Source organism: Streptomyces sp. NPDC003247, from assembly GCF_042888135.1.
Classification (GTDB): domain Bacteria; phylum Actinomycetota; class Actinomycetes; order Streptomycetales; family Streptomycetaceae; genus Streptomyces.
Genome location: NZ_JBIAPF010000008.1, coordinates 93,775 through 115,236 on the forward strand (window position 1 = coordinate 93,775; position 21,462 = coordinate 115,236).

The 21,462-nt window shown below is 71.7% G+C and carries 20 protein-coding genes; 1 reads left to right on the plus strand and 19 read right to left on the minus strand.

Going from position 1 to position 21,462, the window contains the following annotated elements; genetic code table 11:
- Nucleotides 1-23: 23 nt before the first annotated feature.
- The 9 genes from ACFYWQ_RS26645 to pyrR form a co-directional block, all read right to left on the minus strand.
- Nucleotides 24-347, minus strand: a complete 324-nt coding sequence (locus ACFYWQ_RS26645) for an integration host factor (protein WP_130444535.1) — start codon at nt 345-347, stop codon at nt 24-26.
- 278 nt (nt 348-625) lie between these two features.
- Nucleotides 626-1,468 carry an orotidine-5'-phosphate decarboxylase gene (gene pyrF / locus ACFYWQ_RS26650; protein ID WP_389519567.1) on the minus strand — a complete coding sequence of 281 codons (843 nt, stop codon included), beginning with the start codon at nt 1,466-1,468 and terminating at the stop codon, nt 626-628.
- On the minus strand, nt 1,465-2,571 hold the full coding sequence (locus tag ACFYWQ_RS26655) for a quinone-dependent dihydroorotate dehydrogenase (RefSeq protein WP_389519569.1): 1,107 nt from the start codon (nt 2,569-2,571) through the stop codon (nt 1,465-1,467). The genes pyrF and ACFYWQ_RS26655 overlap by 4 nt, the downstream gene beginning before the upstream one ends.
- Nucleotides 2,572-2,632: 61 nt before the next feature.
- Nucleotides 2,633-5,941, minus strand: a complete 3,309-nt coding sequence (gene carB / locus ACFYWQ_RS26660) for a carbamoyl-phosphate synthase large subunit (RefSeq protein ID WP_389519571.1) — start codon at nt 5,939-5,941, stop codon at nt 2,633-2,635.
- Nucleotides 5,934-7,076: a glutamine-hydrolyzing carbamoyl-phosphate synthase small subunit gene (carA, locus tag ACFYWQ_RS26665; RefSeq protein WP_389519573.1), complete on the minus strand. Its 1,143-nt coding sequence runs from the start codon at nt 7,074-7,076 to the stop codon at nt 5,934-5,936. Before carA ends, carB begins: the two co-directional genes overlap by 8 nt.
- Nucleotides 7,073-7,651, minus strand: a complete 579-nt coding sequence (locus tag ACFYWQ_RS26670; RefSeq protein ID WP_389519576.1) for a hypothetical protein — start codon at nt 7,649-7,651, stop codon at nt 7,073-7,075. Before ACFYWQ_RS26670 ends, carA begins: the two co-directional genes overlap by 4 nt.
- Nucleotides 7,648-8,934: a dihydroorotase gene (locus ACFYWQ_RS26675; protein WP_389519578.1), complete on the minus strand. Its 1,287-nt coding sequence runs from the start codon at nt 8,932-8,934 to the stop codon at nt 7,648-7,650. The genes ACFYWQ_RS26670 and ACFYWQ_RS26675 overlap by 4 nt, the downstream gene beginning before the upstream one ends.
- 6 nt (nt 8,935-8,940) lie before the next feature.
- Nucleotides 8,941-9,930, minus strand: coding sequence for an aspartate carbamoyltransferase catalytic subunit (locus ACFYWQ_RS26680; RefSeq protein WP_389519580.1), 990 nt, complete (start codon nt 9,928-9,930; stop codon nt 8,941-8,943).
- 82 nt (nt 9,931-10,012) lie between these two features.
- The gene (gene pyrR, locus ACFYWQ_RS26685) at nt 10,013-10,606 is read right to left on the minus strand and encodes a bifunctional pyr operon transcriptional regulator/uracil phosphoribosyltransferase PyrR (protein WP_389519582.1); all 594 of its coding nucleotides are present in this window, start codon (nt 10,604-10,606) and stop codon (nt 10,013-10,015) included.
- Between the two features lie 251 nt (nt 10,607-10,857).
- On the opposite strand from pyrR, the gene bldD reads away from it, so the two are divergent.
- Nucleotides 10,858-11,358: a transcriptional regulator BldD gene (gene bldD / locus ACFYWQ_RS26690; protein WP_385067049.1), complete on the plus strand. Its 501-nt coding sequence runs from the start codon at nt 10,858-10,860 to the stop codon at nt 11,356-11,358.
- A gap of 207 nt (nt 11,359-11,565) precedes the next feature.
- Here bldD and nusB read toward each other — a convergent pair whose 3' ends face one another.
- From nusB to ruvX, 10 genes are all read right to left on the minus strand, one after another.
- A complete protein-coding gene (nusB, locus tag ACFYWQ_RS26695) occupies nt 11,566-12,000 on the minus strand; it encodes a transcription antitermination factor NusB (protein ID WP_389519584.1) in 435 nt (144 codons plus the stop codon).
- A 2-nt stretch (nt 12,001-12,002) separates the two neighbouring features.
- Nucleotides 12,003-12,569, minus strand: a complete 567-nt coding sequence (efp, locus tag ACFYWQ_RS26700; protein WP_389519587.1) for an elongation factor P — start codon at nt 12,567-12,569, stop codon at nt 12,003-12,005.
- A gap of 57 nt (nt 12,570-12,626) precedes the next feature.
- Complete coding sequence (locus tag ACFYWQ_RS26705; RefSeq protein ID WP_389519589.1) at nt 12,627-13,733, minus strand: aminopeptidase P family protein; 1,107 nt, start codon at nt 13,731-13,733, stop codon at nt 12,627-12,629.
- Between the two features lie 76 nt (nt 13,734-13,809).
- Entirely contained in the window at nt 13,810-14,721 is a 912-nt protein-coding gene (locus tag ACFYWQ_RS26710; protein ID WP_389519591.1) for a Pro-rich N-terminal domain-containing protein, read from the minus strand.
- A 308-nt stretch (nt 14,722-15,029) separates the two neighbouring features.
- Nucleotides 15,030-16,121: a 3-dehydroquinate synthase gene (gene aroB / locus ACFYWQ_RS26715; RefSeq protein ID WP_389519593.1), complete on the minus strand. Its 1,092-nt coding sequence runs from the start codon at nt 16,119-16,121 to the stop codon at nt 15,030-15,032.
- Entirely contained in the window at nt 16,118-16,633 is a 516-nt protein-coding gene (locus ACFYWQ_RS26720) for a shikimate kinase (RefSeq protein ID WP_389519595.1), read from the minus strand. Before ACFYWQ_RS26720 ends, aroB begins: the two co-directional genes overlap by 4 nt.
- A complete protein-coding gene (gene aroC, locus ACFYWQ_RS26725; protein ID WP_389519597.1) occupies nt 16,630-17,814 on the minus strand; it encodes a chorismate synthase in 1,185 nt (394 codons plus the stop codon). Before aroC ends, ACFYWQ_RS26720 begins: the two co-directional genes overlap by 4 nt.
- A gap of 368 nt (nt 17,815-18,182) precedes the next feature.
- Nucleotides 18,183-19,043 (minus strand): shikimate dehydrogenase, encoded by an 861-nt coding sequence (locus tag ACFYWQ_RS26730; RefSeq protein ID WP_389519599.1) that lies wholly within the window; start codon nt 19,041-19,043, stop codon nt 18,183-18,185.
- Between the two features lie 4 nt (nt 19,044-19,047).
- Entirely contained in the window at nt 19,048-20,853 is a 1,806-nt protein-coding gene (gene mltG, locus ACFYWQ_RS26735) for an endolytic transglycosylase MltG (RefSeq protein ID WP_389519601.1), read from the minus strand.
- 124 nt (nt 20,854-20,977) lie between these two features.
- Entirely contained in the window at nt 20,978-21,442 is a 465-nt protein-coding gene (gene ruvX / locus ACFYWQ_RS26740; protein ID WP_389520069.1) for a Holliday junction resolvase RuvX, read from the minus strand.
- Nucleotides 21,443-21,462 lie beyond the last annotated feature (20 nt).

Genomic DNA, 21,462 nt, shown 5'->3' on the forward strand with positions numbered 1-21,462 from the left:
CCGCTGCCCGGGGCACCTCGGACTCACTTGGCGGTCTCGCCGAACTCACGCTCCAGAGAGGCGATCTGGTTGGAGCCGAGGCCGCGCACCCGGCGGCTCTCGGAGATGCCGAGTCGCTCCATGATCTGCTTGGCGCGGACCTTGCCCACGCCCGGCAGGGACTCGAGCAGGGCGGAGACCTTCATCTTGCCGATGACGTCGTTCTCCTGGCCCTGCTTGATGACCTCGTGAAGGGAGGCGCCGGAGTGCTTCAGTCGATTCTTGACCTCGGCCCGCTCCCGGCGAGCCGCGGCGGCCTTTTCGAGCGCGGCTGCGCGCTGTTCGGGGGTAAGGGGCGGAAGAGCCACGCCTACGTCACCTCGGATGTCGAACTGTCGGATACGGACCGGTGAGGAACCTAGTCGCCCCACACCTGGTGAGCCACGAGCAACACGCTTGCCCGTTCACTCTCCGTCGGAGACTAGCGGCCAACTCCGCCAGAGTCAGCGAGAACAGAGGAAAAGTCCTGGTCAGCCTCCGTCAGGCCGGACATTGAGGACATAATGCCCCGGATTTGAGAATGTATCCAGGCTCAAAACCGGCCCCGGCCGCCCGGCCGAATCCCCGGTCGGGCGGCTGTCGGCGCTCAGACGGCCGCCACGGCGGTCCTGACCTCGTCGGCGAACCGGTCCGCGGCGTCACGCAGAGCGACCGCGTCGGGACCGTGGCGCAACACTCCGCGGCTCACGTTCGGCACGACGTTGCGCACCGCGGCCCCGAAGACCCGGGGCAGATCCGCCGCGGTCGCCCCCTGCGCCCCGATGCCGGGGGCGAGCAGCGGGCCGTTGACGGCGAGGTCGTACGAGGACAGGTCGCCGACCGTGGCGCCGACGACCGCCCCGAAGGAGCCGAGCGGCTCCTCGCCCTCGTTCTCGGCGGCCAGGTGCCCCAGCATCGTCGCGCCGACGCTGCGGCCGTCCGCGCGCACCGCGTGCTGGACCTCGCCGCCCTCGGGGTTCGACGTCAGGGCGAGCACGAAGAGACCGGTGCCGCTCTCGCGCGCGAGGGCGACGGCGGGGCTCAGGGAGCCGTAGCCGAGGTAGGGCGAGACGGTGAGGGCGTCGGAGAACAGCGGGGCGTCCTCGCGCAGGTAGGCCTCGGCGTACCCGGCCATGGTCGAGCCGATGTCGCCGCGCTTGGCGTCCATCACGACCAGGGTCCCGGCCGAGCGCGCCTCCTGGACGACCCGCTCCAGGACGGCGACGCCGCGGGAGCCGAAGCGTTCGAAGAAGGCGCTCTGCGGCTTCATGACGGCGACCCGGTCGGCCAGTGCCTCGACGACGGTCCGGCCGAACCGCTCCAGCCCGGCGACGTCGTCGCCGAGCCCCCACTCGGCGAGCAGGGACGCGTGCGGGTCGATCCCGACGCAGAGCGGTCCGCGCTCGTCCATGGCCCGGCGCAGGCGCGCGCCGAAGGGTTCCAGGGTCATGCGGTGCTCCTCACGTCGGCGCCGACCGCGTCGGCCAGCGTGGCGTACGGGCTCTGGCGCAGCCGTGCCGCGAGCCCCTTGTGGACGGCGCGGCCCCAGAAGGGCCCCTCGTAGATGAAGGCGCTGTAGCCCTGGACGAGCGTGGCGCCGGCGAGGATGCGCTGCCAGGCGTCCTCGGCGTTCTCGATGCCGCCGACGCCCACCAGGGTGACGCGGTCGCCCACGCGCGCGTAGAGGCGGCGCAGGACCTCCAGGGAGCGCGTCTTGAGCGGGGCGCCGGACAGCCCGCCCGTCTCCTTCACCAGCGCGGGGTCGGACGTCAGACCGAGCCCGTCCCGCGCGATGGTGGTGTTCGTGGCGATGATCCCGTCCAGGCCGAGTTCGACGGCCAGGTCGGCGACCGCGTCCACGTCCTCGTCGGCGAGGTCCGGCGCGATCTTCACCAGCAGCGGGACCCGGCGGTCGACGACCGTGCGGTCGGCGGCCTCGCGGACGGCGCCGAGCAGGGGGCGCAGCGCCTCGGTCGCCTGGAGGTTGCGCAGACCGGGCGTGTTCGGCGAGGAGACGTTCACGACCAGGTAGTCGGCGTACGGCGCGAGCCGCTCGGTCGACTTCACGTAGTCGGCGACGGCCTCGGCCTCGGGGACGGCCTTGGTCTTGCCGATGTTGACGCCGACGACGGTCCTGAAGACGGGCTCGCGGGACGCCAGGCGGGCGGCGACGGCCAGCGACCCCTCGTTGTTGAAGCCCATGCGGTTGATCAGCGCCCGGTCGTCGACGAGGCGGAACAGCCGCTTCCTGGGGTTGCCCGGCTGCGCCTCCCCCGTCACCGTGCCGATCTCGACGTGGTCGAAGCCCAGCATGGACATCCCGTCGATCGCGACGGCGTTCTTGTCGAAGCCGGCGGCGAGCCCGAAGGGACCGTGCATGCGCAGCCCGAAGGCCTCGGTGCGCAGTTCCCGGTGGCGGGGGGCCAGCACGGCGGCGGCGAAGACGCGCAGCACGGGGACGCGGGCGGCCAGGCGGATCCAGCGGAAGGCCAGGTGATGGGCCTTCTCCGGGTCCATCCGCCGGAAGACCAGGTGGAAGAAGAACTTGTACATGAAGGCGTGTCCTCATACAGAGGGGGACACCGTTTCCGGTGTCCCCCTCGTCGGCTGCCGGCTAGTCGCGGGCCGCGGTCAGGTGTTCGGCGTGTTCCTGGAGCGAGCGGACGCCCACGTCACCGTGGTTGAGGGCGTCGATGCCCTGGACGGCGGCGGCGAGCGCCTGGACCGTCGTCAGGCAGGGCACGGACCGGGCCACGGCCGCCGTGCGGATCTCGTAGCCGTCGAGGCGGCCGCCGGTGCCGTACGGGGTGTTGACGATGAGGTCGACCTCGCCGTCGTGGATCAGCTGGACGATGGTCTTCTCGCCGTTCGGGCCGGTGCCCTCGGACTGCTTGCGCACGACCGTGGCGTTGATGCCGTTGCGGCGCAGGACCTCGGCGGTGCCGGAGGTGGCGAGCAGCTCGAAGCCGTGGCCGACGAGCTCGCGCGCCGGGAAGATCATCGAGCGCTTGTCGCGGTTGGCGACCGAGATGAAGGCGCGGCCCTTGGTGGGCAGCGGGCCGTAGGCGCCCGCCTGCGACTTGGCGTACGCCGTGCCGAAGACGGAGTCGATGCCCATGACCTCGCCGGTGGAGCGCATCTCCGGGCCGAGGACGGTGTCGACGCCGCGCCCGGAGGTGTCCCGGAAGCGGCTCCAGGGCATCACGGCCTCCTTGACCGAGATCGGCGCGTCCAGCGGCAGCTCGCCGCCGTCGCCGGTCGCCGGGAGCAGGCCCTCGCCGCGCAGCTCGGCGACGGTCGCGCCGAGCGAGATGCGGGCGGCGGCCTTGGCCAGCGGCACCGCCGTCGCCTTGGAGGTGAAGGGCACCGTGCGGGACGCGCGCGGGTTGGCCTCCAGGACGTAGAGGATGTCGCCGGCCATCGCGAACTGGATGTTGATCAGGCCGCGCACGCCGACGCCCTTGGCGATGGCCTCCGTGGAGGCGCGCAGCCGCTTGATGTCGAAGCCGCCGAGGGTGATCGGGGGCAGGGCGCACGCCGAGTCGCCGGAGTGGATGCCGGCCTCCTCGATGTGCTCCATGACACCGCCGAGGTACAGCTCCTCGCCGTCGTAGAGGGCGTCGACGTCGATCTCGATGGCGTCGTCGAGGAAGCGGTCGACGAGGACCGGCCGGGTGGGGCTGATCTCGGTCGACTCGGCGATGTAGGCGGACAGCCGGGTCTCGTCGTAGACGATCTCCATGCCGCGGCCGCCGAGGACGTACGACGGCCGGACGAGGACCGGGTAGCCGATCTCGTCGGCGATGGCCTTGGCCTCGGTGAAGGTGGTGGCCGTGCCGTGCTTCGGGGCGGGCAGGCCCGCCTCGGCGAGCACCCGCCCGAAGGCGCCCCGGTCCTCGGCCGCGTGGATCGCCTCGGGCGGGGTGCCGACGATCGGCACGCCGTTGTCCTTCAGCGCCTGCGCCAGGCCCAGCGGGGTCTGGCCGCCGAGCTGGACGACGACGCCCGCGATCGGGCCGGCCTGGGACTCCGCGTGGACGATCTCCAGCACGTCCTCGAGCGTCAGCGGCTCGAAGTACAGGCGGTCGGAGGTGTCGTAGTCCGTGGAGACGGTCTCCGGGTTGCAGTTGACCATCACGGTCTCGTACCCGGCGTCGGACAGGGCGAAGGAGGCGTGGACGCAGGAGTAGTCGAACTCGATGCCCTGGCCGATGCGGTTGGGGCCGGAGCCCAGGATGATGACGGCCGGCTTCTCGCGCGGCGCGACCTCGCTCTCCTCGTCGTAGGAGGAGTAGAAGTACGGCGTCTTCGCGGCGAACTCGGCGGCGCAGGTGTCGACCGTCTTGTAGACCGGGCGGATGCCCAGCGCGTGCCGCACCTCGCGCACGACGTCCTCGCGCAGCCCGCGGATCTCGGCGATCTGCTGGTCGGAGAAGCCGTGCCGCTTGGCCTCGGCGAGCAGCTCGGAGGTGAGCTCCGGCGCCCCGGCGAGGTCGTCCGCGATCTCCTTGATGAGGAAGAGCTGGTCGACGAACCAGGGGTCGATCTTCGTGTACTCGAAGACCTCCTCCGGGGTGGCGCCCGCGCGGATCGCCTGCATGACGGTGTTGATCCGGCCGTCGGTGGGGCGCACCGCCTCGCGCAGCAGCTCCTCCTTGTCACCGGTCTCGCCGACGAAGGTGAACTGGCTGCCCTTCTTCTCCAGCGAGCGCATCGCCTTCTGGAAGGCCTCGGTGAAGTTGCGGCCGATGGCCATGGCCTCGCCGACCGACTTCATGGTCGTCGTCAGCGTGGAGTCGGCGCTCGGGAACTTCTCGAAGGCGAAGCGGGGGGCCTTCACGACCACGTAGTCGAGCGTGGGCTCGAAGGAGGCCGGGGTCTCCTGCGTGATGTCGTTGGGGATCTCGTCGAGGGTGTAGCCGACGGCGAGCTTGGCCGCGATCTTGGCGATGGGGAAGCCGGTCGCCTTGGAGGCCAGCGCCGAGGAGCGGGACACGCGCGGGTTCATCTCGATGACGATGACCCGGCCGTCGACGGGGTTCACCGCGAACTGGATGTTGCAGCCGCCGGTGTCGACGCCGACCTCGCGGATGACGGCGATGCCGATGTCGCGCAGGATCTGGTACTCGCGGTCGGTCAGCGTCATCGAGGGCGCGACGGTGATCGAGTCGCCGGTGTGCACGCCCATGGGGTCGAAGTTCTCGATGGAGCAGACGACCACGACGTTGTCGTGCTTGTCGCGCATCAGCTCCAGCTCGTACTCCTTCCAGCCGAGGATGGACTCCTCCAGGAGCACCTCGGTGGTCGGGGAGAGCGTGAGGCCCTGGCCGGCGATGCGGCGCAGTTCCTCCTCGTCGTGGGCGAAGCCGGAGCCGGCGCCGCCCATGGTGAAGGAGGGGCGGACGACGACCGGGTAGCCGCCGAGCTCGTCGACGCCGGCGAGGACGTCGTCCATGGAGTGGCAGATGACCGAGCGGGCGGACTCGCCGTGCCCGATCTTCTTGCGGACCTCCTCGACGACCAGCTTGAACTGGTCGCGGTCCTCGCCCTTGTGGATGGCGGTGACGTTGGCGCCGATCAGCTCGACGCCGTACTTCTCCAGGACGCCGTTCTCGTGCAGCGAGATGGCGGTGTTCAGGGCCGTCTGACCGCCCAGGGTGGGCAGCAGGGCGTCGGGGCGCTCCTTGGCGATGATCTTCTCGACGAACTCCGGGGTGATCGGCTCGACGTAGGTGGCGTCGGCGATCTCCGGGTCGGTCATGATCGTCGCCGGGTTGGAGTTGACCAGGATGACCCGGAGCCCCTCGGCGCGCAGGACGCGGCACGCCTGGGTGCCGGAGTAGTCGAACTCGGCGGCCTGGCCGATGACGATCGGGCCGGAGCCGATGACCAGGACGGACTGGATATCGGTGCGCTTAGGCACGCTGGCCCTCCATCAGGGATACGAAGCGGTCGAACAGGTAGGCGGCGTCGTGCGGACCGGCGGCCGCTTCGGGGTGGTACTGGACGGAGAAGGCCGGCTGGTCGAGCAGCTGGAGTCCCTCCACGACGTCGTCGTTGAGGCAGACGTGGGAGACCTCGGCACGGCCGAACTCGGTCTCGCTGACCCGGTCGAGCGGCGCGTCCACGGCGAAGCCGTGGTTGTGCGCGGTGACCTCGACCTTGCCGGTCGTGCGGTCCTGGACCGGCTGGTTGATGCCGCGGTGGCCGTACTTCAGCTTGTAGGTGCCGAAGCCGAGGGCGCGGCCGAGGATCTGGTTGCCGAAGCAGATCCCGAACAGGGGCGTCCTGCGCCGGAGCACCTCGCTCATCAGCGCGACCGGTCCGTCGGCCGTGGCCGGGTCGCCGGGGCCGTTGGAGAAGAACACGCCGTCGGGGGCGACGGCGTAGACGTCGTCCGCGGAGGCCGTCGCGGGCAGCACGTGCACCTCGATGCCGCGCTCGGCCATGCGGTGCGGGGTCATGCCCTTGATGCCGAGGTCGATCGCGGCGACCGTGAAGCGCTTCTCGCCGACCGCGGGGACGACGTACGCATCCTGGGTGGCGACCTCCTCGTAGAGGCTGGCGCCCTTCATGTGCGGCTGCGCCTGCACCCGCGCCACGAGGTCCGCGTCGGGGGCGACGGCCTGGCCGGAGAAGATCCCGGCCCGCATGGAGCCGCGCTCGCGCAGGTGGCGGGTGAGGGCGCGGGTGTCGATGCCGGAGATGCCGACGACGTCCTGCCGGACCAGTTCGTCGTCGAGCGACCGCCGGGAGCGCCAGTTCGAGGGCACGCGCGCGGGGTCGCGCACGACGTAGCCGGAGACCCAGATGCGCCGGGACTCGTCGTCCTCGTCGTTCCAGCCGGTGTTGCCGATCTGCGGGGCGGTCGCGACGACGATCTGCCGGTCGTACGACGGGTCGGTGAGGGTCTCCTGGTAGCCGGTCATGCCGGTGGAGAACACCGCTTCGCCGAAGGTCTCCCCCACGGCCCCGTAGGCACGGCCGCGGAAGACACGGCCGTCCTCCAGGACGAGTACGGCGGGAGCCTTGGCGGTTCCCCTGGTGGAGGTCGTCATCGCGCGCCTTCCGTTTCCGTCTGAGTTTCCGTCTTTTTGATCATTGCGTTGATGGTGTCGACCCACTCGTTGTGCTCGGCGGCGGTGTCGGAGCGGAAGCCGGAGTCGATCAGCTTGTCGCCGTGTGCCCAGGTCACCACGAGCAGTCCGCCCTCGGTGAGGACCTTGCCGGCGATGCCCTTGCCGAGCACGGCCTCGCGCAGCGCGCCGGCCGGGACGAAGAAGTCGGTCGCGCCGGGGCGTACGACGTCCAGGCCCGCGTCCGTCAGGGTGAGCTCCACCCGGCTGCGGGTGCCCAGGCCGTGCGCCACGATGCGGTCGAGCCACTGCCCGGCGGTGGTGGAGCCGTGGTAGCGGCCGCTCATGCTCAGTCTCGCCGGGCCGGGGTCGTCCGGCGCGGTGGACAGGGGCGGCAGGTCGCCCTGGAGGGTGCCGCGCCACTTCCAGCCCTCGCGCATCAGCCAGTACACGAGCGCGACGAACAGGGCGAGGCCGACGACCCAGCCGATCCGGGCGGCCCAGTCGGTCACTTCGGCCGATTCCTTCTCGGCCGCGAGCAGGATTACAGGTGTCACGTGAGTTTCCCGTCGACGAGCGTGGCCTTGCCCCGGAGCCACGTGTGCGTCACACGGCCCGGCAGCTCACGCCCCTCGTACGGGGTGTTCCGGCTGCGCGAGGCGAAGCCCGCGGGGTCCACCGACCCACGGTATGCCGTGTCGACGAGCGTGAGGTTGGCGGGCTCACCAGCCGAGACGGGACGCCCATGGCCCTGCGCCTGCCCGATCCGGGCCGGCGTGACGGACATGCGGTCGGCGACCCCGGCCCAGTCGAGGAGCCCGGTCTCCACCATCGTCTCCTGGACCACCGACAGCGCGGTCTCCAGGCCGACCATGCCCATGGCGGCTGCGGCCCACTCGCAGTCCTTGTCCTCGTGCGGGTGCGGGGCGTGGTCGGTGGCGACGATGTCGATCGTGCCGTCGGCGAGCGCCTCGCGCAGGGCGTGCACGTCGCGCTCGGTGCGCAGCGGCGGGTTGACCTTGTAGACCGGGTTGTAGGTGCGCACCAGCTCGTCGGTGAGGAGCAGGTGGTGCGGGGTGACCTCGGCGGTGACCCGGATGCCGCGGGACTTCGCCCAGCGCACGATCTCGACCGAGCCCGCGGTGGACAGGTGGCAGATGTGGACGCGGGAGCCGACGTGCTCGGCGAGCAGGACGTCCCGGGCGATGATCGATTCCTCGGCCACCGCGGGCCAGCCGCCCAGGCCCAGCTCGGAGGAGACGACGCCCTCGTTCATCTGGGCGCCCTCGGTCAGCCGGGGCTCCTGCGCGTGCTGGGCGACGACGCCGTCGAAGGCCTTCACGTACTCCAGCGCCCGCCGCATGATCACGGCGTCGTGGACGCACTTGCCGTCGTCGGAGAAGACGGTGACGCCGGCCGCCGACTCGTGCATGGCGCCCAGCTCGGCGAGCTTGCTGCCCTCCAGGCCGACGGTGACGGCGCCGATGGGCTGCACGTCGCAGTAGCCGTGCTCCCGGCCGAGCCGGTAGACCTGCTCGACGACACCGGCCGTGTCGGCCACGGGGAAGGTGTTGGCCATGGCGAACACGGCCGTGTAACCGCCGGAGGCGGCCGCCCGGGTGCCGGTCAGGACGGTCTCGGAGTCCTCGCGGCCCGGCTCGCGCAGATGGGTGTGCAGGTCGACGAGGCCGGGCAGCAGCACCTTGCCGTCGGCCTCGACGACCTGGGCGCCGTCGGCGTCCAGCCCGGCGCCGACGGCCTCGATGACCTCGCCGTCGATCAGGACGTCCTGCGGCTCGCCCCCGAGCACCTTCGCACCACGGATCAGGATCTTGCTCATGGTCGCTTACTTCTCCTCGGTGGGACCGGTGGTACGGGTGTGGCGGACGGCGGGTTCGTTCCCGCCCAGGAGCAGGTAGAGGACGGCCATGCGGACGGCCACGCCGTTGGCGACCTGCTCGACGACGGTGCAGCGGTCGGAGTCGGCGACCTCGGCGGTGATCTCCATGCCGCGGACCATCGGCCCGGGGTGCATCACGATGGCGTGCTCGGGCATCCGTGCCATCCGGTCGCCGTCGAGGCCGTAGCGGCGCGAGTACTCGCGCTCGGTCGGGAAGAACGCGGCGTTCATCCGCTCGCGCTGCACGCGCAGCATCATCACCGCGTCGGACTTGGCCAGCGTGCTGTCGAGATCGTACGAGACCGCGCAGGGCCAGGTCTCGACGCCGACCGGCACCAGGGTGGGCGGGGCGACGAGGGTGACCTCGGCGCCGAGGGTGTGCAGCAGGTCGACGTTGGAGCGGGCGACCCGGCTGTGCAGGACGTCCCCGACGATGGTGATGCGCCGGCCGGACAGGTCCTGGCCGATCCCTGCGTCCCGGCCGACGAGCCGGCGGCGCATGGTGAAGGCGTCGAGCAGGGCCTGGGTGGGGTGCTGGTGGGTGCCGTCGCCGGCGTTGATGACGGCGGCGTCGATCCAGCCGGAGTTGGCCAGGCGGTAGGGGGCTCCGGAGGCGCCGTGCCGGATGACGACGGCGTCGACGCCCATCGCCTCCAGGGTCTGGGCGGTGTCCTTCAGGGACTCGCCCTTGGAGACGCTGGACCCCTTGGCGGAGAAGTTGATCACGTCCGCGGACAGGCGCTTCTCGGCCGCCTCGAAGGAGATCCGGGTGCGCGTGGAGTCCTCGAAGAAGAGGTTGACGACCGTGCGGCCTCGCAGGGTCGGCAGCTTCTTGATGGGCCGGTCGGCGACCCTGGCCATCTCCTCCGCGGTGTCGAGGACGTGGACGGCGTCGTCGCGGGTGAGGTCGGCGGCCGAGATGAGATGACGCTGCATCTGTCAGGCTCCGTAAGACTTTCGGGAGTTTTCGGGCATGCGGGTGCACAGGGGCACGCACGCGTGGGCGTACGCCGGACCGCTAGTGCTGCGCGCCCGGGGTGGTCCGCTTCGTACCGAGCAGCACGGTGTCGCGACCGTCCTCCTCGGCGAGCTGGACCTTGACCGTCTCCCGCAGCGACGTGGGGAGGTTCTTGCCGACGTAGTCGGCGCGGATGGGCAGTTCGCGGTGGCCTCTGTCGACCAGGACCGCGAGCTGCACCGCGCGCGGGCGCCCGATGTCGTTCAGGGCGTCGAGGGCGGCGCGGATGGTGCGGCCGGAGAAGAGCACGTCGTCGACGAGGACGACCAGCTTGCCGTCGAGGCCGTCACCGGGGATCTCGGTGCGGGCCAGCGCACGCGGCGGGTGCATGCGCAGGTCGTCGCGGTACATGGTGATGTCGAGGGAGCCGACCGGGACGGCGCGGTCGGTGATCTGCTCCAGCTTGCCGGCCAGCCTGCGGGCGAGGAAGACGCCCCTGGTGGGGATGCCGAGGAGCACCACGTCGTCGGCGCCCTTGGCGCGTTCGACGATCTCGTGGGCGATGCGGGTCAGCACCCGCGCGATGTCGGGGGCTTCGAGCACGGGCCGCGCGTCGGAGCGCTGCGACTCGGGCCGGGTGTCCTGCTTGTCCATAAGAAACGGACCTCCTTCTCCGCCTCACGGGACGGACCTTAAAGGACGTCGGAATTGCGCCATCCACGGTATCAGGCCGGTTCGACACCCCTGATCACCCCCCTGGTGCAACCGGCCATCGATACCACGGAAGAGTCGGGGTGGACCATTCGGCTTGACGCAGAAGAATCACGCTGCGTAACCTCACAGTGAGTTACCAACCGCGCGGCAGGGAACCACTCCGGCCGCGTCGACCCAGTGCCGGGAGCCATATGTCCAGCGAATACGCCAAACAGCTCGGGGCCAAGCTCCGGGCGATCCGCACCCAGCAGGGCCTTTCCCTCCACGGTGTCGAGGAGAAGTCCCAGGGACGCTGGAAGGCGGTCGTGGTCGGTTCGTACGAGCGCGGCGACCGTGCCGTGACCGTACAGCGTCTTGCGGAGCTGGCCGACTTCTACGGCGTCCCGGTCCAGGAACTGCTGCCGGGCACGACCCCGGGCGGCGCGGCCGAGCCCCCGCCGAAGCTCGTCCTGGACCTGGAGCGGCTGGCCCACGTGCCGGTCGAGAAGGCCGGTCCCCTCCAGCGGTACGCGGCGACGATCCAGTCGCAGCGCGGTGACTACAACGGCAAGGTGCTCTCGATCCGCCAGGACGACCTGCGCACGCTCGCCGTGATCTACGACCAGTCGCCGTCGGTCCTGACCGAGCAGCTGATCAGCTGGGGCGTCCTGGACGCGGACGCGCGTCGCGCGGTCACCCACGAGGAGAACTGAGCGCCGGGCGTCTCAGCAGAAACGTGCCGCCGGGGTGGCCGGAACTGTACGGTTCCGGCCACCCCGGCGTTGTGCGTGCAGCCGGGAGCTCCCCGCCCCGGGTGCGCCGCCCGGCGTGGGGCTCCCGGCGTGCTCCCGGTGCACGCACGCCGGAGGGCCCGCGGACGGGATGTCCGCGGGCCCTCCGGTAGCGGGCCGTACCGCGCGCTACGCCTCGTCGCGCCGCAGCGAGGGCTTGAGCTCCTTGAGCCGGCCGAGCAGGCCGTTGACGAACGAGGGCGACTCGTCCGTGGAGAACTCCTTCGCCAGCTGCACCATCTCGTCGAGGACGACGGCATCCGGGGTCTCGTCCACCCAGATCAGCTCGTGGGCGCCGAGCCGCAGGATGTTGCGGTCGACGACCGGCATCCGGTCCAGCGTCCAGCCCACCGAGTACTGGGCGATCAGCTCGTCGATGCGCTTCGCGTGCTCCGCGTAGCCCTCGACCAGCTGCATCGTGTACTCGCTCACCGGCGGCTGCCGGGTGTCGGCCCGGGAGAGCCGGATCCAGTCCGCGAGGACCGTCAGGACGTCGGCGCCGCGCTGGTCGCCCTCGAAGAGGATCTGGAAGGCGCGCTTGCGGGCCGTGTTGCGGGCGGCCACGGTTAGCTGTTCACCCGGCCGAGGTAGTCGCTGGTGCGGGTGTCGACCTTGATCTTCTCACCGGTGGTGATGAAGAGCGGGACCTGGATCTGGTGACCGGTCTCCAGCTTGGCGGGCTTGGTGCCACCGGTGGAGCGGTCGCCCTGGAGGCCCGGCTCGGTCTCCTCGACGACGAGCTCGACGGCGGCCGGGAGCTCGACGAAGAGCACCTCGCCCTCGTGCTGCGCGACGGTGGCCGTGAAGCCCTCGATCAGGAAGTTGGCGGCGTCGCCCACGGCCTTGCGGTCGACCATGAGCTGGTCGTAGGTCTCCATGTCCATGAAGACGAAGTACTCGCCGTCCATGTACGAGAACTGCATGTCGCGCTTGTCGACAGTGGCCGTCTCGACCTTGACGCCGGCGTTGAAGGTCTTGTCGACCACCTTGCCGGACAGCACGTTCTTGAGCTTGGTGCGCACGAAGGCGGGGCCCTTGCCGGGCTTGACGTGCTGGAACTCGACGACGGACCAGAGCTGGCCGCCTTCGAGCTTGAGCACCAGGCCGTTCTTGAGGTCGTTCGTGGAAGCCACGGTTGCGGAATCTCCTGGACTGACGTGGACGACCCGGGGCGGGCGCACAGCTCGAGGCTAGAGCGCGAGCAGCTCCTTGGTCGTGATGGTGAGTAGCTCGGGTCCGCCGTCCGCCTCGGGGCGCACGACGAGCGTGTCATCGATCCGGACACCGCCCCGGCCCGGGAGGTGAACCCCCGGTTCGACGGTGACCGGCACGCAAGCGTCCAGTTTACCCATGGCCGCGGGGGCCAGCTGCGGGTCCTCGTCGATTTCGAGTCCGACACCGTGCCCGGTCATCACCGGCAGGCCTTCCGTGTACCCCGCGGCGTCCAGCACCTGGCGCGCGGCACGGTCCACGTCACGGTAGGCGACACCGGGCGCGAGGCTCTCGCGGCCGGCCCGCTGGGCGGCGAAGACGAGGTCGTACAGCTCGACCTGCCAGTCCGCCGGGGAGGTGCCGATGACGAAGGTGCGGCCGATCTCGCAGCGGTAGCCCCGGTAGACCGCGCCCAGGCAGACGGAGAGGAAGTCGCCCTCCTCCACGCGCCGGTCGGTGGGCCGGTGGCCGCGCCGGCCGGAGTGCGGGCCGGTGCCCACGGAGGTGGGGAACGCGGGCCCGTCCGCGCCGTGGTCGACGAGACGGCGTTCCAGTTCGAGGGCGAGGTGGCGTTCGGTGCGGCCGACGAGGATGGACTCGAGCAGTTCCCCGAGGGCCTGGTCGGCGATCTCGGCGCCGATGCGCAGGCAGGAGATCTCCTCCTCGTCCTTGACGACCCTGAGCTGTTCGACCGCGCCTCCGAGGTCGGCGAGGCGCAGCCGGGGGGCGACCGAGTGCAGGGCGCGGTGGCGCGCCACCGTGAGGTGGTGCTCCTCGGCGGCGAGGGAGTCGGCACCCTGGTCCGCGCAGAGGCCGGCGGCGGCCACCGCGGGGTCACCGCCGGCTCTCGGGAGGGTGTGCACCCTCAGTGCTTCGTCGGGCCGGCCGTCGCCCGGCCGGTCCTCGACCGGGCCCGAGCAGACCAGCAGGTCCTCGCGTTCGCCCAGCAGCAGGACGGCGCTGCGGGGCGCGGCGCCCGTGAGGTACCGGACGTTGGCGGGACGGGTGACGAGCGCTGCCGCGTTGCCGGACGCGTTGCAGCGCTCCCGAAGGCGGGTTCGGCGGGACGCGTAGACCTCTGACATGAGTCGAGCGTAGGAGCGGTGACCGGATTGTGCCGGTTGGGAGCCGCCGAGTGGGGTGGCGGGGGCGCGGTTCCGGTCACCACTTGGGCGGGCTGGCGATCGCCCGCGCGAGGACGTCGTCCAGGATCCGCGCCGTCGAGGGAACGTCGAGCTGGGAGTTGTCGATGATCGGCAGGCCGGAGCCGTACCAGCCGGCCATGCGGCCGTGGATGCGGGCGACCTCCTCGTCGGTGAGGCGGCGGTTGCCGGAGCGTTCGGCGTTGCGCTCCAGGACGACCTCCAGGCCGGGCAGGAGCACGACCGGGAGCAGGCCGGGGCCCACATGGCGCTTCCAGCCGCCGAGGCCGACGGCCGGGCGGTCGGGGAAGATCGCGTCGTCGAGGATGCAGGAGATGCCGTTGGCCAGGAAGTTGCGGGCGGCGAAGCCGCAGGTGCGGCGGGCCAGGCGGTACTGGGCCTCGGAGTTGTCGTTCCAGCCGCGCTGTGGGTCGGCGAAGCCGGAGCGGACCCATTCGCGCACGTCGTCGAGGCTGATGTGGGCGGTGGGCACCCGGCGGTGGTCGGCCCAGAACTTGGCGACGCTCGTCTTCCCGGCGCCCGCGGGGCCGATCAGCAGCACCGCGAGGGTGGTGGCCGCCGGGTCGGGCCCGGTCGGGGCGGGGGGCGCGCTGGGCGTGGGGACGGGGCCGCCGGGGGGCAGCGGGACGTGTCCGGTGGTGTCGGGGACCGGCGGGGCGGGGGCGTGCTGCGGGGCCGGGGGGTGGGGCACGGGAGGGACCGGCGGCCGGGGAGCGGGCGGGACCGGGCCCGAGGGGGGCGCTCCGGTGAAGCCCGGTGCCCGATGCGGCGGAGGCACGGGGGCGCTCTGCTGGGGGGTGCCGCCGGGCCGCTGCGGACCCGGGTGCTGTGCGGCCGGTGACCAGCCGACGGCCGGTCCGTGCCCCGGCTGGTGGGGCGGCGGCAGCGGAGAACCCACTGCGTGCTGCATCCGGTGCCACTCCGTCTCGTTCTTCTCGGGCTCGGTTCGCCTCCGGAGCGCCACGGCCCCTTCGGCTCGCTCGCCGCGGGCGATGGACGCCGGCGGCGGGGGCGCTGACCCCCGCCGGCACTGAACGGTACCGCCCCCGGCCGCCGTTTGGTGAAACGGCCGGGGGCGGTCCGAAGTGCCCGGCGGAGAAAGCGGATCGGGCGGAGGCGTGGTCCGCGGACTCGGAGGAACTCGGTGCCCGCAGACCCAGAGGAACTCGGTGCCCGCGGACCCGGAGAAGTGCGAAGCCCGCGGACCCGGAGGGTTTCCTACTCGCCCACTTCGCCGTACGCGGCGAGCAGGACCGCCGGGTCCGGGCCCTCCAGGACGGTCGGTTTGGCCAGGCCGTCGAGGACGATGAAGCGCAGGAGGTCGCCGCGGGACTTCTTGTCGACCTTCATGGTCTCCAGCAGCCTGGGCCACTGGTCGTGGCGGTAGTGCAGCGGCAGTCCGACCGATTCCAGGATCGTGCGGTGGCGGTCGGCGGTGGCGTCGTCCAGCCGGCCGGCCAGGCGGCCGAGTTCGGCGGCGAAGTGCATGCCGACCGAGACGGCGGCGCCGTGGCGCCACTTGTACCGCTCGTTCTTCTCGATGGCGTGGGCCAGGGTGTGGCCGTAGTTGAGGATCTCCCGCAGGCCCGACTCCTTCAGGTCGGAGGAGACGACGTCCGCCTTGACCTGGATGGACCGCCGGATCAGCTCGGCGGTGTGCGGGCCGGCCGGGGTGCGGGCGGCCTCGGGGTCGGACTCGATGAGGTCGAGGATCGCCGGGTCGGCGATGAAGCCGGCCTTGATGATCTCCGCGAGCCCGGAGACGTAGTCGTTGACCGGGAGGGAGTCCAGCGCGGCCAGGTCGCACAGCACGCCGGCCGGGGGGTGGAAGGAACCGACGAGGTTCTTGCCCTCGGCGGTGTTGATGCCGGTCTTGCCGCCGACGGCGGCGTCGACCATGGCCAGCACCGTCGTCGGGACGGCGATCCAGCGCACCCCGCGCAGCCAGGTGGCGGCCACGAACCCGGCCAGGTCGGTCGTCGAGCCGCCGCCGACGCCCACCACGACGTCGGTCCGCGTGAACCCGGACTGGCCGAGCGCCTTCCAGCAGTAGGCGGCGACCTCGGCGGTCTTCGCCTCCTCGGCGTTGGGCACCTGGATGGCGACGGCCTCGTAGCCCTGCCCGGCCAGGTCGGCGCGGAGCGCGTCACCGGTCTCGGCGAGCGCCTCCGGGTGGATGACCGCGACCCGCCGGGCGCGGTCCCCGATCAGCCCGCCGAGCTCACCGAGGAGCCGGCGGCCGATGAGCACCTCGTACGGCTCGGAGCCCGCGCTGCCGCCGACCCGGATCCGTGTCACTTCCTCACTCATGCTTCCTTCAACTCCAGGGCGTCCAGGGCGGCTCGGGTGACCTCGTCGGGGGTGCGGCCGTCCGTCGCCACGACGGCCGTGGCGACCTCTTCGTACAGGTGCCGCCGCGCCTCCATCAGCTCGCGCCACTGCCGGCGCGGGTTGACCGCGAGCAGCGGCCGGGCCGCGTTGAGGCCGGTGCGCCGCACGGCTTCCTCGACGTCCATCGACAGGTAGACCACCCGCAGCCCGGACAGCAGGGCGCGGGTGTCCGCGTCCAGGACCGAGCCGCCGCCGAGCGCCAGGACACCGTCGTGCTCGGCGAGCGCGCGGTGCACGGCGGCCTTCTCGACGGCGCGGAAGGCGGGCTCGCCCTCCTCGACGAAGATGTCGGCGATGGTGCGGCCCTGCTCGGCGACGATGTCGTCGTCGGTGTCCCGGTAGGTGACCTTCAGCTGTTCGGCGAGCTGCTGCCCGACGGTGGACTTGCCGACGCCCATCGGCCCGACCAGGACGACCAGCGGCCCGCTCATCGGACGGGGAGGTGGTCGAGGTAGGAGCGCACGTTGCGGCGGGTCTCGGCGACGCTGTCGCCGCCGAACTTCTCCGCGACCGCGTCCGCGAGGACCAGCGCCACCATCGCCTCCGCCACGATCCCCGCCGCCGGCACCGCGCACACGTCCGAACGCTGGTGATGGGCCTGCGTCGCCTCGCCGGTCGCCACGTCCACGGTCCGCAGGGCACGCGGCACGGTCGCGATCGGCTTCATCGCCGCACGCACCCGCAGCAGCTCACCCGTGGACAGACCGCCCTCGGTGCCACCCGACCGGCCGGTCGCCCGGCGGATCCCCTCCGGCGTGCTGACGATCTCGTCGTGCGCCTTCGAGCCCGGCACCCGGGCCAGCTCGAAACCGTCACCGATCTCCACGCCCTTGATCGCCTGGATGCCCATCAGGGCGCCCGCCAGCCGCGCGTCCAGCTTGCGGTCCCAGTGCACGTGCGAGCCCAGACCCACCGGCACCCCGTACGCCAGCACCTCCACCACACCCCCGAGGGTGTCACCGTCCCTGTGCGCCTGGTCGATCTCCGCGACCATCGCCTTCGACGCGTCCGCGTCCAGACACCGCACCGGGTCCGCGTCCAGCCGCTCCACGTCCGCGGGCGTCGGGTAGACACCGTACGGCGCCTTCGCCGCCGCCAGCTCCACCACGTGGGAGACGATCTCGATGCCGGCCGTCTCCTTCAGGTACGACCGGGCCACCGCGCCCAGCGCCACCCGGGCGGCCGTCTCGCGCGCGGAGGCGCGCTCCAGGATCGGGCGGGCCTCGTCGAAGCCGTACTTCTGCATGCCGGCCAGGTCGGCGTGGCCCGGGCGCGGGCGGGTCAGCGGCGCGTTGCGCGCGGACCCCGCCAGCACCTCCGGGTCGACCGGGTCGGCCGCCATCACCTGCTCCCACTTCGGCCACTCGGTGTTGCCCACCATCACCGCGACCGGGGAACCGAGGGTCAGGCCGTGGCGGACACCGCCGAGGAAGGTGACCTCGTCCCGCTCGAACTTCATCCGGGCACCGCGCCCATAGCCGAGCCGGCGCCTCGCCAGATGGTCCGCGACCATCTCCGTGGTGATCGGCACGCCGGCCGGGAGGCCCTCCAGCGTCGCCACGAGTGCGGGACCGTGGGACTCCCCCGCGGTCAGCCAGCGCAACCTGCTCAACGGTGCTCCTCAGTGCTCGCGCCTGGTACTGCCCTGCGTACGCGTGTCCTCGCGTACGGCAACGGCGTGACCGGGTGCGCGACCCACGTCCGCCACCTCCGATCCTCCCACGTCCACGACCCGGACCCGGCCGCCGGTCCATCAGGCGGACGCCGCGGGGTGCGGAGCGGGGCCGGACGCGGGCCGTCCGGCCGCTGCCGCGGGCTGCCGCGGGGCGTGGGTGCGGAGGAGGTCGGCGGCGATCGGCGCCCGGCCCCCGACCCCGGCCCGGCAGCATCGGGTGCGCCCGGGACTGCCGGGCCTGCTGGGCCTGCCGAGGCTGCCGGGCCTGCCGGTGGGCGTGCTCGGGAGGGCGCAGACCCGGCGGGTCAGTGCACCTGGCGGGCGGCGAGCGCGTGTTCGCCCGCTTTCCGCATGGCCTCCACGGGCGCCGGTCCGCGCCCGGTCATCTGCTCCACCTGGAGCACCGCCTGGTGCACCAGCAGGTCGAGTCCGCTGACGACGGCACCGCCGAACATGGACCAGCGGGCGGCGAGCTCGGTCGGCCAGGGCTCGTACAGCACGTCGAAGAGGGTGGCGGGCCGCTCCGGCACCGAGGCGGCGAGGGCGTCCGTCGTCCCGGCGGGGGTCGTCGCGACGACCAGCGGGAAGCGCAGCGCCTCGGCCGCGTCCGCCCAGTCCGCCGTACGGACCTCGACGTCGAGGCGCTCGCCCCACTCCCGCATCTCGGCGGCGCGGGCCTCGCTGCGTACGTACGCGACGACCTCGCCGGTGCAGACCCGGGCCAGGGCGGCCAGTGCGGAGGAGGCGGTGGCGCCGGCGCCGAGGATCGCGGCCGAGTCGACCTGCTCGACCCCGTGCTCACGCAGCGCGGCCACCATGCCGGGGATGTCGGTGTTGTCGCCGACGCGGCGGCCGTCCTCGGCGAACACGAGGGTGTTGACCGTCTCGACGGAGGCCGCCGTCTCGCTGATCTCGTCGAGCAGCGGGATCACCGCGCGCTTGAGCGGCATGGTCAGCGACAGCCCCGCCCACTCGGGGCCGAGTCCGTCGACGAAGGCGGGCAGGGCGGCCTCGTCGACGTCGAAGCGGTCGTACGTCCAGTCCGGGAGCTCCATCACCTGGTACGCGGCGCGGTGCAGCACCGGGGAGAGGGAGTGGGCGATGGGGCTGCCGAGCACCGCGGCCCGGTGGCGGTGGACGTGCTGCGTCCTGGCTGTGTCACTCATGGCCTCAGTTACCGGCACTCTCGTTGAACTTGTTCTTGAGCTCCTGGAATTGCGCGTAGGTCTTCGCGAATTCCGTGTTGTTCTCGCCGTCGGTCGCGACGAAATAGATCCAGCCGTCGCCCGTCGGATTCAGCGTCGCCGTGAGGGCGTTGGCGCCCGGGTTTCCGATCGGTCCCGGCGGCAGGCCCTTGTTGGTGTAGGTGTTGTACGGGTCCTGATTGCTGTTGATCTCGGACTCGCTGATGTGGATGTTGCTCTCGTTCTTCAGGTAGTTGAAGGACGAGTCGAACTGGAGCAGCTGGTTGGTCTCGGTGTTCGTCGGCTTGAGCCGGTTGTAGACGACCTCCGCCATCTTGCGATAGTCGTCGTCCGTCTTGCCCTCGGCCTGGACGAGGCTGGCGACCGTGATGACCTGCAACGGGTTCTCCAGGTCGAGCGCCGCCGCCTTGGCCTCCAAGTCGTACTTGCCGTAGGCCTCGTTGGCCCGCTGGACCATCTCCTCCAGCACCGCCGCGGGCTTCATGCCCTTGGCCGCCGGATAGGTGCCCGGGTAGAGGAAGCCCTCCAGCGGGTCCTTGATGTCGCTGTCGCTGTTCGCCCAGCTGGGCAGACCGAGATCGTCGAACTGCTTCTCGGCGACACCGCGGGTGGTGCCGGAGGAAAGGCCGAGTTTCTCGTCGATCGCCTTGTAGACCTGATAGGTGCGCTGGCCGGGTTTGACGATCAGATTGGCCTGGCTCTTCGGGTCCAGCATCATGTCGACGGCGCTCTTCGCGGACATCTCCTTCTTGAGGATGTACGCGCCGGCCTGGATCTGGGCCCCGTCCGGATCGCTCGTGAACGCGGACACGAAGGCGTCGACGCTCTTGACGACGCCCGCCTCCTTCAGCAGACGGCCGATCTCCGCGCCGCCCGCACCCTTGGGCACCTCGACGCTCACGGTCTGGCTGGTGCCGTCGCCCGCGTAATCCGGGGCCACGCCGTAACGATTCTGGTAGAACTGGTAACCGAAATAGCTCACCCCGACGATCCCGCCGCCGAACACCAGCACGACGACGAGACAGGCGCATCCATTGCGGCGCTTCTTGCCCTTGGCGTTCTTGCCGCCGCGGCCACGACGGTCCCCGCGGCCCTCCGGCTCGTCGTCGTCCTCGTCGTCGGCGCCGCCGGCGAAGAAGGCGTGCTCCCCCTGGTCGGGGCCCGGGTCCCAGTCGGGCCGCTGCTCCCCGGCCTCCGCTTCCGGCTCCGGTTCCGGCTCGGTGCGTCTGCGGCCGGGTGGCTCCGGTGGCGGGTAGGCGTCCGGGGTGCCGTAGAAGTCGGGCTGCTCGGCACCGTAGGCGGCGGCCTGCTGCCCGTACGGGTCACCGGGGTCAGCGGCGTAGGGGACGTGCGCGTGCGTGCCGGTGGCGTCCCAGCCGCCCTCTTGGTAGCCCTGTCCGGGCCCTTGCGGCGCCGGGTGGCCCTGGTGCTCCGGGTGGCTCTGATGCCCCGGGTGACCCTGGTGGGCGTACTGCTGGTAGTGCTGCTGCTGGTCGTAGGACTGCTGGTACTGCTGCCCGTCGTAGGCCTGCTGTTCGTACTGCTGCTGCCCGTACTGCTGCTGGTCGTACTGCTGCGGTCCGTTCGCCTGGCCGTGGTCCCACTGGCCGTACGCCGTCTGCTGCGGCTCCTGCGGATAGTGCTGCGGCTGGCCGCCGTAGGCAGGCTGATGGCCGACGTGGGCCTGCTGCCCTTCCCATCCGCCGTCCCCGTACAACGGGTCCTCCGGATGCCACGGTTCGGAGCCTGGGCCCCGGCCATACTCAGTCATCGATCCCCTAGAGCCGCGAGGCGCCGGTTCACGCGGCCCTGCGGGACCCGCCACCGTTCCGCCTCTTCTTGTGCGGCAGCTGTTCGAACACCGCCGCATCGCGCGGAACGTTACCGTATCGCGATCAGACGACCACTTCGACGCCCTCGCCCGGTGCGCTCCCTGACACCCGTTCGGATTCCAGCGCCTGTTGCAGGATGATCACGGCGGCTGCCTGGTCGATGACGGACCGCCCCTTCTTGGATTTCACGCCCGAGGCGCGCAGTCCCTGGCTGGCCGTCACGGTCGTCATCCGCTCGTCGACGAGCCGGACCGGGACCGGCGCGATGCCCCGGGCCAGCTCCTGGGCGAAGCCGCGGACCTTGACGGCCGCCGGTCCCTCGCCCCCCTTGAGGGAGCGGGGAAGACCGACGACGACCTCGATCGGCTCGTACTCCTCGACCAGCTGCCTCAGCCGGCGGTGCGCCGCCGGGAGGTCCCGGCCGGGGACCGTCTCGACCGGCGTGGCGAGGATCCCGTCGGGGTCGCACGAGGCGACCCCGATCCGGGCGTCCCCGACGTCGAGCGCGAGGCGACGGCCGCGGCGCATGCCCCGGCCGTCCCCGCTCG

Excerpts from the sequence above, each read along its gene's own strand:
- pyrF (WP_389519567.1), bottom strand. The coding sequence starts at position 1,468 with ATGACCCTGGAACCCTTCGGCGCGCGCCTGCGCCGGGCCATGGACGAG.
- ACFYWQ_RS26655 (WP_389519569.1), bottom strand. The coding sequence starts at position 2,571 with ATGTACAAGTTCTTCTTCCACCTGGTCTTCCGGCGGATGGACCCGGAG.
- carA (WP_389519573.1), bottom strand. The coding sequence starts at position 7,076 with ATGACGACCTCCACCAGGGGAACCGCCAAGGCTCCCGCCGTACTCGTC.
- ACFYWQ_RS26675 (WP_389519578.1), bottom strand. The coding sequence starts at position 8,934 with ATGAGCAAGATCCTGATCCGTGGTGCGAAGGTGCTCGGGGGCGAGCCG.
- ACFYWQ_RS26680 (WP_389519580.1), bottom strand. The coding sequence starts at position 9,930 with ATGCAGCGTCATCTCATCTCGGCCGCCGACCTCACCCGCGACGACGCC.
- pyrR (WP_389519582.1), bottom strand. The coding sequence starts at position 10,606 with ATGGACAAGCAGGACACCCGGCCCGAGTCGCAGCGCTCCGACGCGCGG.
- bldD (WP_385067049.1), top strand. The coding sequence starts at position 10,858 with ATGTCCAGCGAATACGCCAAACAGCTCGGGGCCAAGCTCCGGGCGATC.
- ACFYWQ_RS26705 (WP_389519589.1), bottom strand. The coding sequence starts at position 13,733 with ATGTCAGAGGTCTACGCGTCCCGCCGAACCCGCCTTCGGGAGCGCTGC.
- ACFYWQ_RS26710 (WP_389519591.1), bottom strand. The coding sequence starts at position 14,721 with ATGCAGCACGCAGTGGGTTCTCCGCTGCCGCCGCCCCACCAGCCGGGG.
- aroB (WP_389519593.1), bottom strand. The coding sequence starts at position 16,121 with ATGAGTGAGGAAGTGACACGGATCCGGGTCGGCGGCAGCGCGGGCTCC.
- ACFYWQ_RS26720 (WP_389519595.1), bottom strand. The coding sequence starts at position 16,633 with ATGAGCGGGCCGCTGGTCGTCCTGGTCGGGCCGATGGGCGTCGGCAAG.
- ACFYWQ_RS26730 (WP_389519599.1), bottom strand. The coding sequence starts at position 19,043 with ATGAGTGACACAGCCAGGACGCAGCACGTCCACCGCCACCGGGCCGCG.
- mltG (WP_389519601.1), bottom strand. The coding sequence starts at position 20,853 with ATGACTGAGTATGGCCGGGGCCCAGGCTCCGAACCGTGGCATCCGGAG.
- ruvX (WP_389520069.1), bottom strand. The coding sequence starts at position 21,442 with ATGCGCCGCGGCCGTCGCCTCGCGCTCGACGTCGGGGACGCCCGGATC.